Source organism: Vibrio frigidus (assembly GCF_042465995.1).
GTDB lineage: Bacteria > Pseudomonadota > Gammaproteobacteria > Enterobacterales > Vibrionaceae > Vibrio.
Map to the genome: position 1 here is coordinate 256,109 of NZ_JBCDMC010000005.1, position 15,135 is coordinate 271,243.

General features: G+C 38.8%; 15 protein-coding genes. 3 read left to right on the top strand and 12 right to left on the bottom strand.

Features of this window, described 5'->3' with window-relative positions:
- Window positions 1-394 precede the first annotated feature (394 nt).
- Window positions 395-1,804 (top strand): amidohydrolase, encoded by a 1,410-nt coding sequence (locus tag AACW90_RS10710; RefSeq protein WP_390234090.1) that lies wholly within the window; start codon window positions 395-397, stop codon window positions 1,802-1,804.
- A 430-nt stretch (window positions 1,805-2,234) separates the two neighbouring features.
- Window positions 2,235-3,077, top strand: coding sequence for a putative porin (locus tag AACW90_RS10715; protein WP_390234092.1), 843 nt, complete (start codon window positions 2,235-2,237; stop codon window positions 3,075-3,077).
- 393 nt (window positions 3,078-3,470) lie between these two features.
- On the opposite strand, the gene AACW90_RS10720 is transcribed toward AACW90_RS10715, so the two are convergent.
- From AACW90_RS10720 to AACW90_RS10770, 11 genes are all read right to left on the bottom strand, one after another.
- The gene (locus tag AACW90_RS10720) at window positions 3,471-4,220 is read right to left on the bottom strand and encodes an IclR family transcriptional regulator (protein ID WP_390234095.1); all 750 of its coding nucleotides are present in this window, start codon (window positions 4,218-4,220) and stop codon (window positions 3,471-3,473) included.
- 266 nt (window positions 4,221-4,486) lie between these two features.
- The gene (locus tag AACW90_RS10725; protein WP_390234098.1) at window positions 4,487-4,972 is read right to left on the bottom strand and encodes a NanQ anomerase/TabA/YiaL family protein; all 486 of its coding nucleotides are present in this window, start codon (window positions 4,970-4,972) and stop codon (window positions 4,487-4,489) included.
- Complete coding sequence (locus AACW90_RS10730; protein WP_390234100.1) at window positions 4,963-5,937, bottom strand: SMP-30/gluconolactonase/LRE family protein; 975 nt, start codon at window positions 5,935-5,937, stop codon at window positions 4,963-4,965. Before AACW90_RS10730 ends, AACW90_RS10725 begins: the two co-directional genes overlap by 10 nt.
- On the bottom strand, window positions 5,882-6,991 hold the full coding sequence (locus tag AACW90_RS10735) for a substrate-binding domain-containing protein (RefSeq protein ID WP_390234102.1): 1,110 nt from the start codon (window positions 6,989-6,991) through the stop codon (window positions 5,882-5,884). The genes AACW90_RS10730 and AACW90_RS10735 overlap by 56 nt, the downstream gene beginning before the upstream one ends.
- Complete coding sequence (locus AACW90_RS10740; RefSeq protein WP_390234106.1) at window positions 6,991-8,028, bottom strand: ABC transporter permease; 1,038 nt, start codon at window positions 8,026-8,028, stop codon at window positions 6,991-6,993. The genes AACW90_RS10735 and AACW90_RS10740 overlap by 1 nt, the downstream gene beginning before the upstream one ends.
- The gene (locus AACW90_RS10745) at window positions 8,015-9,553 is read right to left on the bottom strand and encodes a sugar ABC transporter ATP-binding protein (RefSeq protein WP_390234109.1); all 1,539 of its coding nucleotides are present in this window, start codon (window positions 9,551-9,553) and stop codon (window positions 8,015-8,017) included. Before AACW90_RS10745 ends, AACW90_RS10740 begins: the two co-directional genes overlap by 14 nt.
- A gap of 362 nt (window positions 9,554-9,915) precedes the next feature.
- Window positions 9,916-10,353, bottom strand: coding sequence for a hypothetical protein (locus AACW90_RS10750; protein ID WP_390234112.1), 438 nt, complete (start codon window positions 10,351-10,353; stop codon window positions 9,916-9,918).
- 284 nt (window positions 10,354-10,637) lie between these two features.
- Window positions 10,638-11,513 carry a glycosyltransferase family 9 protein gene (locus AACW90_RS10755; RefSeq protein ID WP_390234114.1) on the bottom strand — a complete coding sequence of 292 codons (876 nt, stop codon included), beginning with the start codon at window positions 11,511-11,513 and terminating at the stop codon, window positions 10,638-10,640.
- Window positions 11,514-11,734: 221 nt separating this feature from the next.
- Complete coding sequence (locus tag AACW90_RS10760) at window positions 11,735-12,157, bottom strand: VOC family protein (protein ID WP_390234116.1); 423 nt, start codon at window positions 12,155-12,157, stop codon at window positions 11,735-11,737.
- A 133-nt stretch (window positions 12,158-12,290) separates the two neighbouring features.
- Window positions 12,291-12,602 (bottom strand): stress response translation initiation inhibitor YciH, encoded by a 312-nt coding sequence (gene yciH, locus AACW90_RS10765; RefSeq protein WP_390234119.1) that lies wholly within the window; start codon window positions 12,600-12,602, stop codon window positions 12,291-12,293.
- Between the two features lies 1 nt (window position 12,603).
- Complete coding sequence (locus AACW90_RS10770; protein ID WP_195706352.1) at window positions 12,604-12,966, bottom strand: DUF3319 domain-containing protein; 363 nt, start codon at window positions 12,964-12,966, stop codon at window positions 12,604-12,606.
- A 101-nt stretch (window positions 12,967-13,067) separates the two neighbouring features.
- Here AACW90_RS10770 and AACW90_RS10775 point away from each other — a divergent pair, with 101 nt between their 5' ends.
- Window positions 13,068-14,030: a tyrosine-type recombinase/integrase gene (locus AACW90_RS10775; protein ID WP_390234343.1), complete on the top strand. Its 963-nt coding sequence runs from the start codon at window positions 13,068-13,070 to the stop codon at window positions 14,028-14,030.
- Here AACW90_RS10775 and AACW90_RS10780 read toward each other — a convergent pair.
- A complete protein-coding gene (locus tag AACW90_RS10780; protein ID WP_390234121.1) occupies window positions 14,014-15,015 on the bottom strand; it encodes a D-alanine--D-alanine ligase in 1,002 nt (333 codons plus the stop codon). The genes AACW90_RS10775 and AACW90_RS10780 overlap by 17 nt on opposite strands.
- Window positions 15,016-15,135: the final 120 nt, after the last annotated feature.

Sequence of the window (15,135 nt, forward strand, 5' to 3'; positions counted from 1 at the left end):
AATGATTGATTGCTATATATTGACTCGAGTCAATCAACTCGTCTGAACAGCGAGAAGTTCTGACGAGTTACCTAGCGGTTCAGTTAACAGAACGATAAAAGGCCGAACGATTAGCCGTTGTCGCTAGGATAAAGATATATTTGCAACTGACAGATATAACAGCAGTAAATCGATTCTAATATCATGTCTATTAATAAGTGTGATTAAACCACCGGATATAATTGGTTTTCGGTATTAATATACGCAGTCAATAAATAGGTCATCCCCACAAAATGAAAGAACCGTAATGTTGACCAAGTTACCGTTCACTAGACGCTTATCCCAACATAAAGACAGTAAAAAACCAACCACTGACAAGTTCTACGGTTTTATCTCACCAAATTAGGAACACATAATGACACTTAACAAAACATTTTTGGCGTTATCTATCGCTGCATCAAGTCTATTTTCAATGTCTACCTTTGCGATAGAAAAAGTAGACATTTTAATTACAGATGCAACAGTGCTCACGATGAATGCAGAAAAACAAGTATTCAATCAAGGGACGGTCGCCATTAAAGGCAACAAAATTGTTGCTGTTGGTGATAACACTATAGCCAGCCAATATGAAGCGGACATTACGTTTGATGTAGACGGCGACATCGTCATGCCAGGCCTTATTAATACCCACACCCATGTATCAATGACGGTATTTCGTTCTCTAGCAGACGATGTTCCCGATCGATTACACCGCTATATTTTCCCACTCGAGGCGAAGCTAGTTTCTCGTGACATGGTCCGCATTGGTGCCAACCTAGGTAATGTGGAAATGGTTAAGGGTGGTGTCACTACTTATGCTGATATGTACTATTTTGAAGACGAAGTAGCAAAGACTGTCGATAAAATTGGTATGCGTGCCGTTCTTGGTGAGACCGTCATTAAATTCCCAGTAGCTGATGCCAAAAATGCTGAAGAGGGCATTCAATACGCACTCAACTTTATTGAAGAATATAAAGACCATCCGCGCATCACACCCGCATTTGCACCACACGCGCCTTACACCAACACAACAGAGATTCTACAAAAAGTCGCCAAATTGTCTAAAGAAAAAGACGTCCCTGTATTGATTCACCTTGCAGAATCAACGCGTGAACAAGAAAAAATAGCCAAGATCAGTGGCGGAAAAAGTCCAGTTCAGTACATGTATGACATTGGTGCGCTGAATGACAAACTGGTCGGCGCTCACATGATTTTGGTCGACGATAAAGATATTGAGCTCGTAAAAGAAAGTGATATGGGCGTTGCACATAATATGAGTGCGAATATTAAATCTGCAAAAGGTGTGTCCCCTGCACTTAAAATGTTTGACGAAGGCATTCGTATCGGGCTTGGAACTGACGGACCGATGTCAGGTAATACATTGAGTACTATCGACGAGTTTAGCCAGGTGGCCAAAGTACACAAATTAGTTAACCATGATCGCGCAGCAATGCCGCCAATCAAGGTTATCGATATGGCAACGATGGGTGCAGCTAGAGCATTGCATATGGAAGACAAAATCGGTTCATTAGAGCTAGGAAAGCTAGCCGATATTATTGTGATTGATACCAAGGCTCCTAATATGGTGCCTGTCTACAACCCGTACTCAGCTTTGGTTTATTCTGCCTATGCGACAAACGTTCGACATACTATTGTTGATGGTAAAGTGTTGATGCAAAATAAGAAAATGCTGACGGTTGACGAAGACAAAATCCGGGAAGAAGCACTGGCGTTTTCAGACATAGTTCGTAAAACCGTTATAGATAGCGGTGAAGTCGTTCAGTAATATATACCTATAAGGCCTGTTTTCTCAGGCCTTATCATTAACCTGTTAATTGTTTATATAGACCTGATTTTCATCCTTATTCGGTCTATTTATACTGTAAAGCCTTCCGACTTCATCGCAGTTAAACCAACTATGTGCTATTCCACTTGTTCTTCACAGAAGATTTGAGCATCTTGCGACTTTGTTGGCTCTTCATTTAAAGAACCCCCGGGGATAATTAGAAACTTGCTACTGGCAAGTTCTTTGATTTTTAAAGGTTTGGATACTTTAATTGTTCGAGTTTTAATTGCAGGAAAATTGCGTAATTTGCATATGATGACAACATACTTTGTAACATAATTAACCTATGCGCAATTATTACCCATAGGTTGTTACGTTTGAATTGTGCACTTCTAAATGATTATTTGTCGATATGTTAAAGGAATAATAAATGAATAGGATGATAATCCCATTATGTACAGCATTAGTATCCTCAGCTAGTTTAGCTGGCGGTTACAACACTGAAATCGATGCGACGTACACCACAAGAAATTTTGACAGTCAAGATATTAACTCGTCGTTACTTAGTGCAACGTACTATTTTCAATTGATCGATGATAGCAAAGGACCTCTAGCAGAGTCGTCATTTCTCGGTATGAGTTCAGAACTATCGTTGAAATACGGTCTCGTAAGTCAAGAATACTTAGACAATGCGACGACATGGGGTATCGCGGGTAAATATGTTTCCGAATCTGGATTCATCATAGGTATAGATTACGTCAGTAAACATTATGAACCAACCTATGGTCATAATGCGATTATTGATAGCGGATTTCTTAGAATAGGGGGATACATAGACGATACTTCTACGCTCATTGCAGGTATAAGTACCAATCAAAATGATGATGTGACAAGTAATAACGACTATAGATCAACTACTTTTGCATTGGACTACAAAAAGGTATTTATGTTAGAAAATAGCAAGGCGCTAAACCTGTATGGACGGTTTGGTTATACGGAATATCAAGAAGATAACAATGACAGTATTGGTAGTTTACAAATTGGAACAGACTATTACTTCAATCGTAAACTAAGCGTTGGACTGGATCTCGCCACTTTTGGTGTCAATCCAGGTACAGGTGCAAATAACGAATATGCATATAGGTATGGACTACAATCTACCTACTTTATTACTCAAAAGTTTTCTGTATACGGGTCATATAGGATTACAGATTTTGAAGATGTCTCTGAAAATGAAAACATGTTCTTAATAGGTTTCCAAACGAGATTTTAGGGAAAACAATATTGGGAGTTAACCTTTACTGTTAGATTTATCCCAGTAATACAGAACGGGGGGTTTGGATCCTTTCCTCCGAACTTCTCCTGTTCAGTCTCATGTTTGTCAGCTTGATTGGCGAATTAGACACTTTCTATAACACTATTACAAGAAAGTATAAAGCGCTAGGTATTACATTAAATTCAATGGCTTATGTTGGGGTGACAGGTCTAGTCTATAGCGTATTTGAATACACCTCTCAGTGCGTATTACGTATATTATGTTAAATATGAAACATGCGTACGTAAAATTAATTCTCCCTTTTTCATGCGCAAGATAACCTAACGCTAAAGGTAGTTACTTGTAGAAACGGATCTAGGCGTTAGTCGCACGGTTGTAATTGAAAATTCATTACGTCAATTTGCCAGATAATATTTGAGCGACTTTGCGCAGTTCAGTCAACAGACGTTGGTGCCCATATCGATTTATTTCTGGGGTTAACCCTGAAACACTGATCGCGTATGACGCTTCTTTTTTAACTTCTAAAGGTACTGCGATACAGGTGATACCAGACTCATTCCCTTCACCATCGATAGCGAAACCTCGTTCATAAATAATATCTAATTCTGCTAAAAACTCATCTTTTGTCGAAATATCGTTCTCACCAAAATGGACCAACGCATCAAGATCCTGGCAATGCGTTTGCCAGTACTTCTCTTTTTCTAACGGCGTAAAATAGGACAATACTACCTTACCGCAAGCAGAATGAGTCAACGATGACGTTAAGCCAGCATGCGCATTAGTATGAAATGCCGATAATTTCGGCTCTTGCTTTTTCAGTAAGATAACACTATCGAAATCTCTTCTTTGCAAATTGACAATGAAACCGATTCTGTTCGCCAACTCAGCCAAATAAGGCACGGCTTCATTCAGTAGAGAATCACTTTGAATAATAGAATACCCCATCGTCACCATCTTAGTGGTTAGATAATACAGTCCACCGGAAGACTGTCGAACATAGCCACTGTTAGATAAGCATTTGCATATGCGATGAACCGTGGGTTTAGGGTAACCTGACTGTTTACACAGAAGATCTAGGCTTATGCCTTCAGAACAGGCTATTTTTTCTAACACATCGAAAGTTTTATATACAGATTGCATTTTGAATCACACGACTTCTTTTATTATTGAAAATATTATATTTGAATTTATGATTTATTGACCATTAATTATCATAATAAAAAGACTGCCAATTCAATTTTCGGTCAATGGCATAACATTTTTCTTTATAAATGGGGCTTTCCCACTCGTAAAAACCAACTCATTGTTGGTTTTTATTCGTAGGTGAACTCATTCATCAGATTCTACACTTTTTGATGGAAATAGTCCCTTCTATTGAATTACTCAAGTTGCTGGCAAAGTTGACGTTATGACTGTTTTATCTTGATAACAACCTTACGTACTAGTTGATCCTCTGTCACTGTCAAGTTGGGCATATGAACGGTAAGAGGTGAGAACAGGTAAAACTCACCTAGTTTCATTTCAATATATGAAAGAGGCACACTATCTTCGTCAATAAAACAAATATCACGATCAGTTTCGTAGTCAAACTGCTTTAGCAGAGACTCTTTAGTTGAATCGGTCAACTCTGCCCAGCCAAATTTCTCTTCACCAGAGACGATAAATTGCACGTCACAATAGTTATTGTGAAATTCTGAACCCACACTACTTTTTTGTGAAGTCTGGTACTCCATTACTACAAAAAACGCATCTTCGATATCTAAACCAGCTATCTGGTGTTTACCCAGTTCTATTGATTCAAGATCTTGATTCGCGACAAATTCTATTGCCTTAACAAACTTGGTTGGCAGCAAAATTTTGTAATCTTGTGCCGAAAATTTACCTATCCACATAAAGGCTCCGAAATCATTGATAAAGCTTCGCAGTCTATTTCAATCGCATAAACTGAACTGGAAGCCGTAATATATAAGGTGTTTTGCACATCATCAAAAATACAATTTGAGACGCTTTCCGGAGTTGGTATCTTACCGACTAGAACCATATTGGGGTCTAAAATCAGAATACCTTCTGCTGAACTACAATAGAGCGTGCCAAAGTTATCCACTGTCATGCCATCAGGGATACCTTTTTCTACCTCATAGACCAGACGACCATTGACTAACCTTTCACCTTCAACATCAAAAGATTTGATGTGTCTTAATCCTTGAGTAGGAAAATCCACAATAGACATATCAGCAACATACAATGTTGACTCATCTGGTGAGAATACCAAGCCATTGGGACGTTGGACGTCAGAGGTAGCAATATTTAAATAATTCGTGACTGGGTTGTAACAATAAACGTAACAACCAATCATTTGGCTTTCCGATTTAAATCCTTCCTCATCGCTAATGATTCCATAAGGAGGATCAGTAAACCAGATAGTTCCGTCAGACTTACGCTCAACAACATCATTTGGAGAATTAAGACGTTTTCCGTCAAATTTATCGACTATGATTTTAGCAACCGAAAGGTTGTCTTTATTGCGTACAGCAAGACAGCGGCGACCATGTTCACATGTCACAACATCTCCGTTGGACAGAGCATAATTTCCATTTGAAAAATTGGACTGATCTGTCACCAGCGTCGTTTCTTTATTTTTAGGATCATAGACATACATTGCATTTTTCTTTACATCAGAAAACAGCAACTGGTTAGAGTGCTGCAACCATGCAGCACCCTCACACCAAATATGTCCAGAGCTGATCTTTACTAATTCAGAAAGGATCGCTTCTTTGTAAGACATAATTCGTTTACTCCCCTTATTTAGTTTCCCAAGACGCTTTATAAAAATCTCGGTAACCATTTTCTGGATCATAAAGGTTTCTATCTCCTCCTGCAGTATGGATATTATCCATACTTACGAGGTGAGCTGGTGTAACATAGCCACTAACAGGTTGATCTTGGAACAAACGATTTAGTTCATCAATCAACTGCCATCCGTGTAAGTTAAGAGGTTCGGCGACAGTCGCACTTTGAAAGCCTCCATTACGAATGCGTTCGAAGGCAGATTCACTACCGTCGCCTGCAGAAATATTATAAGGCCCCTCACCTTTCTCTTTACCCAACGACTTTAAAGCCGGTGACATATAGTCAAAATAAAGGTCATTAATTGCTAACGTATAGTTATATTTGTCTTGGTATTTTTGTACAAGCGAGTACGTTAATTGCGGGATACGTGCAGATGTATTCGCTAAAGGCGTATCTTCATAACTAAGTACAGAACATTCCTTACATTTTTCAATATAAGATTTCATTACGTCTGCTTTATGTACCGCTATGCTATAAAGACCGTCCGTTAAGATAACAACATTCGCCTTACCATCAGAATTTGCAATAGCATACATTGCCGAGACTTTCGCGACATCATCTGCCGAGCTAGTAATATTGGTATCAATATACAAGTCATCGATTGGGCCTGCTTCTGGTGTAGCATGCCAACTGACCAATTTAATTCCCAGCTCTTTTGCTTTACGTAAACTCCGCACCATAGTATTTGGTGTGAATCCACCAATAATAATACCATCTGGTTGAAGCGCTAGCGCCTGTTTAACCGCTGAAGATTGTGATGGAACACTACCTGCACCATCCAAAACACGCACCTTCCAACCTATCTCTTTAGCCGCTTCCTCATAACCTTTTACAACACCCAACACACCACTATTTTTCAGGTCCGAGGCAATAAATATGACCGATTTTTCTTTAGCCGCCGTAGGGCCAACAGTAATGGAAAATGGTTCCGAAGAATCCACAGACGCTTGCATAACAATTTCTTTCGCTAGCTGAACATAATCACTTGCTTCATCAGCCAAAACTTGCGATGTAAGAGTAATACCTATAAGTACCGGTAAGAGTTTTATCGCTTTTTTCATTATTTCACCTTCACGTTATTTTTTGTTGCTGTTTGTTTACGTTTCTGACTAAAACCAGCCAGAGTAATTGAAATGAGTAAGATGCCGCCGTTAAACAGTGGCTCGACAAAGAATGGCGTACCAAGTTGTTGTAATCCGGAGATACCCACACTAACGAGGGCAACGCCGATTAACGTACCCCAAACGTTAACTCGCCCTGCTCTATAAGTGGTTGATCCCAAGAAAGCCCCCACTAACGCGGGTAACATGTAGTCTTGACCGACAGAAGATGACCCGATACCTATATGGGAGGCTAATAAAACACTCGCGAAAGCTATCAGACCATCTGACAGGATATATGAACCGATGTAACACGCTTTGGTGTTGATACCATTGAGTGTGGCTGTGTTTGGGTTTGCACCAACGGCATACAATTTTCTGCCAAGCGCTGTGTATTCGGTGATCAACCAGAGCACTATTGTGATCGCCATTAGATAGAAAATAATAATCGGCAATCCAAGTACTTCAAGGCCGCTAAAGTTATAAAAGCTTTCCGGTAAAGCACCGACAATTTGTCGACCTCCGGTGTGCCAAAGTGACACGGCATAAATGACGGTACCCGTTCCAAGCGTCGCAACGAATGAATCGATATCGGCAAGGGCGACTAACATCCCATTAAAGGCACCATAAAGACACCCACACATCACCACAATGACGGCAGCAACCTCCCAAGAAAAACCATACCTCTGCTGAAGTGTGATTGCAAAAACGTGCCAGAAAGTAACGCCAAATCCAACATTAAGATTCATTTTCCCTGTCACCATGGTAACCATGGCCGCAAGTGCCAAAATAGCGACGATACTTTTTTCACTCAATATAGCTTGCAACGTTAGCATGGAGAAAAATGTATCAGTCGAGAGTCCAAATATGACTATAAGCAGCACGGTAAGGATGAGTAACCCGTAACGCATCGCAACTTGAGTAAGCATATTTCCGAGCCCCAACGACATCGTAATCTCCGTTTCTAGTGCTGTGGACTTGACATTAGATGTAGCCATGTTCAACCTCTTCTATTTTTGACCCTGATGCATATTTCAATAAATTGGAGACCGTTACGTCTCCTTCTAATAATTCTTTAACCACTCTTCCTCTGTTGAATACCAATGCGCGATTTGAAATATTTACAACCTCTTCAAAATCACTGGATATCACAATAACGGACAGGCCTTGACTGATAGCTTTTTGCATAATTTTATATATTTCTGCCCGTGCACCTATATCCACACCAGCGGTTGGATTGTCGAGAATCATCACTGGTTTATTCATACTGAACCAACGCGCTAGAATCACTTTTTGTTGATTCCCACCACTCATGGAACTAATCGCAATATTTGGGTCCATCGGTCGCACGTCATACTTACGCAATAAATCTAATGTTGTTTGCTGTTCTTTATCTTTAGAAAGAAAAGTGAAATTACTCGTTCCAAGGTTGGTAGGGTTTAAATTTAGATTTTCCAACGCACTCATTGGGGCACATATACTTTCTTTAACTCTATCTGCAGCAACCATAGCAAAACCACTTTTTATGCTATTCGCTGGCGAAGACAAATTCGCAAGATCTCCATTGAGGTGAACGGAACCTGATTTTATATTTAACCGACCAAATAGAGCCTGACCAATAATCTCTTGTCCCGCATTACGTAACCCGACAAGTGAAACGAGTTCTCCTTTTCTCAAGCCCATACTGAATGGGTCAAGATCACCAATTTGCAGACCTTCTATCTGTAAAACTGTATCTGCATTTGGCTTAAGTGGTGTTCGATAGTCCATCTCTTTCTTGGTACCTACAATAAGTTCCACCAAATCATCGATTGAATAATCATCCACTAGGCCCGAACCGACCATTTTCCCATCGCGTAATACAACAACGTCGTCGCAAATATCATGTATTTCATCTAATCGATGAGAGACATAGATCATCCCTACCCCTTTGTCTTTTAAACGTTTTAGTACTTCGAACATCCTTCCAACATCACTTGCAACAAGAGAAGCGGTAGGCTCATCCAGAATCAACACCTCTGCATCGGCAACCAGAGCTCGCGCAATTGCCAGCAAAGATTTTTCTGCAGCACTTAGGTTGAATATTCGTTCCGAGGATTTGATATCAAGGCCAACCAGACCCAGAACTTCCTGCGCTTTTTCCTCTGCTTTTTTCCAGTTTATGAATCCCCATTTTTTAGGAAACCCAAGCATCAACCCAATATTCTCTGCAACCGTCATCCATTCAATAAGGCCTAGATCCTGATGAATAAAAGCGATTGGAACCTTATTTGACGTAACAATTCGTGCGGCATCTTCTATAGGGTCCCCTTTAAATAGAACTTCCCCTGACGATTTTTTATGAATACCCGCTAACGTTTTGATTAGTGTCGATTTTCCCGCACCATTTTCTCCTAATAAAGCAACGCAACGTCCTTTATGGATATGAAAAGATGCCGAATCTAACGCGACAAAATTATAAAAACGCTTTGTCAGCTTATTTATAGATAAGAGGCTTTCATGTTGCGTATCAACTAATGCCATAGCTTGCTCATGTCCTTAAATATTTCAATATCACTTTCATAGATTCCACATTGTGGAACTTATTAATCTATAATTCCACATTATGGTATTTATGTTTATGTAGACAAAAAGTGACGATGATCTCTATTTTGGAAATGCCTGTTATAGATATCTCTTTAATCGATCTAGTCTGCAAAAAATAAATCATTTTGTTGCTTAATTGTTACAAAAGAAGTATTCGAGGTTGACATGTCAACATTAGCCAATCGAGGGGATGGTTAATCATTTTTTTGGCGGAGTATTTTTTAATATCTAAAAAAGGTGTGTATACAAAGATAGTTGACCCTCATTGCGCCTATACAAGGCATTATTTTTTATATTTATTATCTGTGGCAATTCTTGGTACCTTTAATAAATTGAATTAGTGACGTTGGTATTGCACTTTCATCTGTTTGGGTTTCAATCTCAGTTCCTTTGGCTCTCATTTTCTGAACCGATGGTAACAAAAGACGTATTTCTTTATTATCACTATTTGTTAATACGACTATATTTTCAGATTCTATTGCTCTAATCATCAGTACGCCATATTTTATTGATTGAATTTTTTCACCTATTATTACAGACTTTGGTGGTACTAAACGGTCAACAAATTGACCGGACCTCAGTTTTGTTGAACTAATTGAGCGAATATTACCCGTATTTTCGAAAACTACGATAACGGTATAACAATTGTAATAATCTATAACCGTTGTATAACCATGTCGATTTGTTTTAAATTTCGCCCCAATAACCATGTCTAATGGTGCTTCCATTCGTTTCATTGAAGACTCCCAATATTAGCATTTATTCATTAATATAAGCTCATGGGTGTTAATGTTATTTACTCCTACCCCAATCAAAATAAAATACATCCTAAGTTTATATTTATCGTGATCAATACATAAAGATTTCATGTCAACAATATAATTACTTCCTATTAGTTTTATTTAACCTTGATAAGAATAGAATAATTTAATATTTAAGATGAATAATAAAACAAAATATTAAAATTGAGTATGGTCCATACTATGTAATCAAAGAATATATCTAATATTCTTATATGAACTCAAAATATATCATTATTTTTAATACGTATACTTCTGTTGCTGGCCAACATTTCTAGTGTTTCTGAAATGTCCTTAACCGAGATAGTGTCCATGCATTTTGAAAAGGGATGAATGCAGTTATTTTCGCCAAAAAGGTGTTCATGCTCTCTCTTGCAACCATTAAAATATCCGTGCATTCCACAAGGTTGGAGGCGACACCCTGACTCTTTGTAGTGAATATACTGACCTGGGTAAGTTACGCATTCGGGTCTAGAGCTTCCTAGTATAACTAGAACATTCTTCGCATTAACCGCCGCAGACCCATGCACCATAAAACTGTCAAGACAGATACCTGCAAAGCTATGTTTAACAATAGCGAGAGATTGCCTAAGAGAATAACCCTCTGTTGATAAGTCGACAAAAGAATATATGCCAGAAAAAGTTTCCTTTAATATTTTCCAGTTGCTACTTTTCCATATTCTATTAGAGGATGTCGATACAGATTGATACCAGATAAGTTCATGAGGATGTTTCATCGTCTCTTTCTTTGCCCATATATCTTCATTTTTGTCAATAAAGACCTTAGGGTAATGTACAAGTAGCCTTTCTTTTAATTGTTCTTCTGCCATTTCGATCATATGCATATAACTGGGACGATATGGAAATGAGTTATGTGGTCGTCTAGAAGTATATTGTCTCAAGTCTATATTATAATTATTGGTAAGAGAGTCGCGACAATTTATCACTTCCACACCATCTAAACCTTTCAACAAGTCCGTAAAAGGAGTTAACGCAAAAATTTTAGTGTTTTTGTGTTTTTGTAACACACTTAATATTACTGCAGTCCCAGCTACAGTGCACCCCATTGAATTTGGAAGTCTAATGCTTATTGCCATATAACTAACACTCCAACTATATTTTATATATAGCCTTATATCAAACATATATAAAGTGTCATTTTATTTTTTACGAAAAAGTGGTTCTGGTTCAAAAACTAGTTAATTACGCTACTACTGAATTAATTAGAATCAGATTCTTGAATTATTCAACATGTTGGACGGTTATTATTCTTTTAATGTCAGTGAATATGTTCGGTTAGATGACTCTTAGGGGCTAGTTATGCCATTCTTATTGACATCGGGTGATTTTCATTCAGTTCGAGTAAATCCCAAAGATTTCCATAAAGATCTTCAAACACGGCGACCACACCGTAATCTTGTTCTTGGGGAGGCCTAACAAATTTGATCCCAGCTTCTATCATTCTATTGTAGTCACGCCAAAAATCATCTGTGTTTAAGAACAGAAATACACGTCCTCCAGACTGGTTCCCAATAAAGTTATGTTGTTCCGCCTTTGACGCTCGTGCAAGCAACAGTGTGACGCCGTTAGAGCCAGGCGGAGACACAACAACCCAACGCTTGTCTTGCTCTGGCTGGTAGGTATCTTCGACTAGTTCGAATTTCAATTTATTGACGTAAAAATCGATAGCTTCATCATAGTCTCTAACGACTAATGCAATATGGACAATTGACTGTTTCACACAAATTTTCCTCTACATAATTGTTGACTTAGCTTCACTGCATCTTATCTAAACTCTTGATCAACGTGATACCAATAAAAAAGCCAACTCAACGTTGGCTATGATTGTTCAGATTGTTTGAGTTATCAATTCATCAACCACCCGCCAATTTAACGGTGTAACCTTTTTTCTCTAAGTGAGCCTTAATTTTCTCACGATTGTCACCTTGTATCTCAACGGTCCCATCTTTTACCGAACCACCGCAGCCACAAACTTTTTTGAGCTCTGCTGCGACTAATTTTAGTGCTGCATCATCTAAATCAAGCCCAGTGACAATACAAACACCCTTGCCTTTTCGTCCTTTGGTTTGTTTCTGTATCCTCACGATACCATCACCCGTTGGACGGTTTACTTTTTGTTCTTCTGGTTTAATTCGGCCAATTTCTGTTGAATATACAAGAGACATATTATTTCTTTCTTATTGCCGCTACCGCGACGTGTTTATCGATATGCTTTTTGATTGCATCTTTAGAGCCTTTAATAAGCTTGCCATTAAAAAAGCAGTACCAAGAGTTTTTAGCTCCACTATCACTTTTTAATAGTTGGCCATTATACTCTTCATGTTGTTCAGTTACTTCTTCTTCTTTTTTAGGCGCGAGAGACGCGAATTCGATAGGATCTATAATGGTCGCAGTATCGCACCACCAATCTACCGATTTCTTAACCGCTGGCAAATTACCAGACAAAATCTGCTTTTTAATTCTGACATGCCAAACATCTTTATCAGCGCCGGATTGAATGCTGTAGCCTCTATGAAACGTCGTAGCCATAATGAATATTCTTTTTGTTTTTCGTCACTATATAATAATTGTAATTGTCACATATTCAAGTATATTCTTTCATTCAACCCATCAAGTTATAGTGCACTATGATCAAGAAAAACATTACCCCAATCACGGATATCATAGTGCGTGATAAAAGCAGAAAAAAATTTAATAATCATATAGTTAATGATGATATCAACCAGTTAACGGACACTCAATATTCCCATAGTACCGTACTAGCAATGACAACCGACTGGAATAGATTTGTTTCATTTTGTGAAGCTAAACATGTTAATGCGCTGCCAGCTTCGATCACCGCAATACGTATGTTCCTCGAGTATGAGTCTAGAGAGCGTAAGTTCGCCTCTATAAGACGTTACAGCATCACTATTGGCACCATACATAAACTACATAGTTATCCAGTCCCAACAGCACACCGCCAGATACAATTTACATTGTCACAGTTAAGGCTGCAAAAACAAGGTGATGCAAGACAAGCAAACGCCTTAACAACAAAACACCTAGATTCATTAGATGAGTTATTAAGTCGAGAAAATACGTTACGTGGTCACCGTGATCGTGCTATTTATTACATAATGTTTGAGTGTGCTTTGAAAAGAACGAATCTAAAGAACCTACAACTAAGTGATGTAGTTCAGATTGACAATCAGTGGTGTGTGAATCTGAACGACATGACATACAAATTGAGTGACAAAGCAGGCTCCGCCCTATTTGATTGGATTCAATTTCTTACAGGTTCACAAGGGTACCTTTTCCGTCGGATAGACAAACACAACAACATTGGAATGTATCAACTCGATGACTCTTCTATCTATCGGATCCTTCGAAGAGCAAGTGATCTATTAGGTTTGGCCAACCACTACAGATTTACAGGACAGTCAGCCCGAGTGGGCGCAACTCAAGAGCTTGAAAGGCAAGGCTATAATATCAGGGATATACAAGATTTCGGTCGCTGGCTTAGCCCTGCTATGCCAGCGCAATATTTGCAAATGAAGCGTGTCGCGGAAAACGAAATGACGAAATATAAAGTGATTAAACCTTGGGATTAAGCGCACTCTTTATTGCGCTGGCTAAAAATTCACCGAACTGATGTCCGTTATGTTCAACCATTTTAGGAAACATAGAAATCGGCGTCATTCCAGGAAAGGTATTAACCTCATTCAACAAGAGTTCATTCTCTTCGGTTAAGAAGAAATCGATGCGAGATAAGTCCTTCAATTTCATTTGATTAAATACGGTTCTGCTAAACGTTTCAATATTCGATAACTGCTGTACCGTAAGGTTGCGCGCTTCAACTTCAGTATGAGAATGGCTATCTGCACTATATTTCTCTTCATAAGTGTAAAAGGCATTGTCCGGTGCAATCACCTCGCCAGGTTTACTGACAAATAGCGTCCCTTGATATTCATACGCCGCAACTTCCAACTCTCGCGGTTTGACCGATTTTTCGATGAGAACTTGATCGGAATAATGAAAAGCAGACTGAATAGCTTTTACCAACTCGCTTTTTTTAGTCACACTGTAACACCCAACAGATGATCCCTGACATGCGGCTTTGACAAAAACTTTTCCCCATTTGTCAAAAGCTTGAGAGGCTTTATCTAATGATTTCTGGTCAGCATCAGTCAAAAAAAGGTAAGGTGTATTCGGGATCCCAATCGCGTCGTACCATAGTTTAGAGGTGATTTTATTAAAGCTATTTGTGCTCGCTTGCGCTCCACAACCAAAATAAGGAATACCAGCAAGTTCGAACATTGACTGTAGATCCCCCGTTTCGCCTGGGTATCCATGTACACACGGCACAATGTAGTCTATTTTGATTTCACCAATATCAGATATTAGCGCCTTTTTATTGATATCCAAATTGACATGAGCACCATCAAGCAACCACGCATCTTTGGTGATTTCCACAAAGTGGACTTCTAACTCTGGTTGTTTCTTGAGTTGATCCAATAAATAAGCCGCCGATACCAAAGAGACTTCATGCTCTGAACCACCACCACCACATAAGAGAAGAATAGATGTTTTATTCATTTTTAAGATCATTCCGCGAAACAACAACATTATTATCGAATTCTAATGATAACCAATTGATACCGTAGGTACAGTAAAAAATAGTGCCCAATACAATCTAGTCATTTGTTCGTTCAGAAT

Bases quoted from the DNA above. Each gene is read 5' to 3' on its own strand.
- AACW90_RS10710 (WP_390234090.1), top strand. From the start codon at position 395: ATGACACTTAACAAAACATTTTTGGCGTTATCTATCGCTGCATCAAGT.
- AACW90_RS10715 (WP_390234092.1), top strand. From the start codon at position 2,235: ATGAATAGGATGATAATCCCATTATGTACAGCATTAGTATCCTCAGCT.
- AACW90_RS10720 (WP_390234095.1), bottom strand. From the start codon at position 4,220: ATGCAATCTGTATATAAAACTTTCGATGTGTTAGAAAAAATAGCCTGT.
- AACW90_RS10725 (WP_390234098.1), bottom strand. From the start codon at position 4,972: ATGTGGATAGGTAAATTTTCGGCACAAGATTACAAAATTTTGCTGCCA.
- AACW90_RS10730 (WP_390234100.1), bottom strand. From the start codon at position 5,937: ATGATCCAGAAAATGGTTACCGAGATTTTTATAAAGCGTCTTGGGAAA.
- AACW90_RS10735 (WP_390234102.1), bottom strand. From the start codon at position 6,991: ATGAAAAAAGCGATAAAACTCTTACCGGTACTTATAGGTATTACTCTT.
- AACW90_RS10740 (WP_390234106.1), bottom strand. From the start codon at position 8,028: ATGGCTACATCTAATGTCAAGTCCACAGCACTAGAAACGGAGATTACG.
- AACW90_RS10745 (WP_390234109.1), bottom strand. From the start codon at position 9,553: ATGGCATTAGTTGATACGCAACATGAAAGCCTCTTATCTATAAATAAG.
- AACW90_RS10750 (WP_390234112.1), bottom strand. From the start codon at position 10,353: ATGAAACGAATGGAAGCACCATTAGACATGGTTATTGGGGCGAAATTT.
- AACW90_RS10755 (WP_390234114.1), bottom strand. From the start codon at position 11,513: ATGGCAATAAGCATTAGACTTCCAAATTCAATGGGGTGCACTGTAGCT.
- yciH (WP_390234119.1), bottom strand. From the start codon at position 12,602: ATGTCTCTTGTATATTCAACAGAAATTGGCCGAATTAAACCAGAAGAA.
- AACW90_RS10770 (WP_195706352.1), bottom strand. From the start codon at position 12,966: ATGGCTACGACGTTTCATAGAGGCTACAGCATTCAATCCGGCGCTGAT.
- AACW90_RS10780 (WP_390234121.1), bottom strand. From the start codon at position 15,015: ATGAATAAAACATCTATTCTTCTCTTATGTGGTGGTGGTGGTTCAGAG.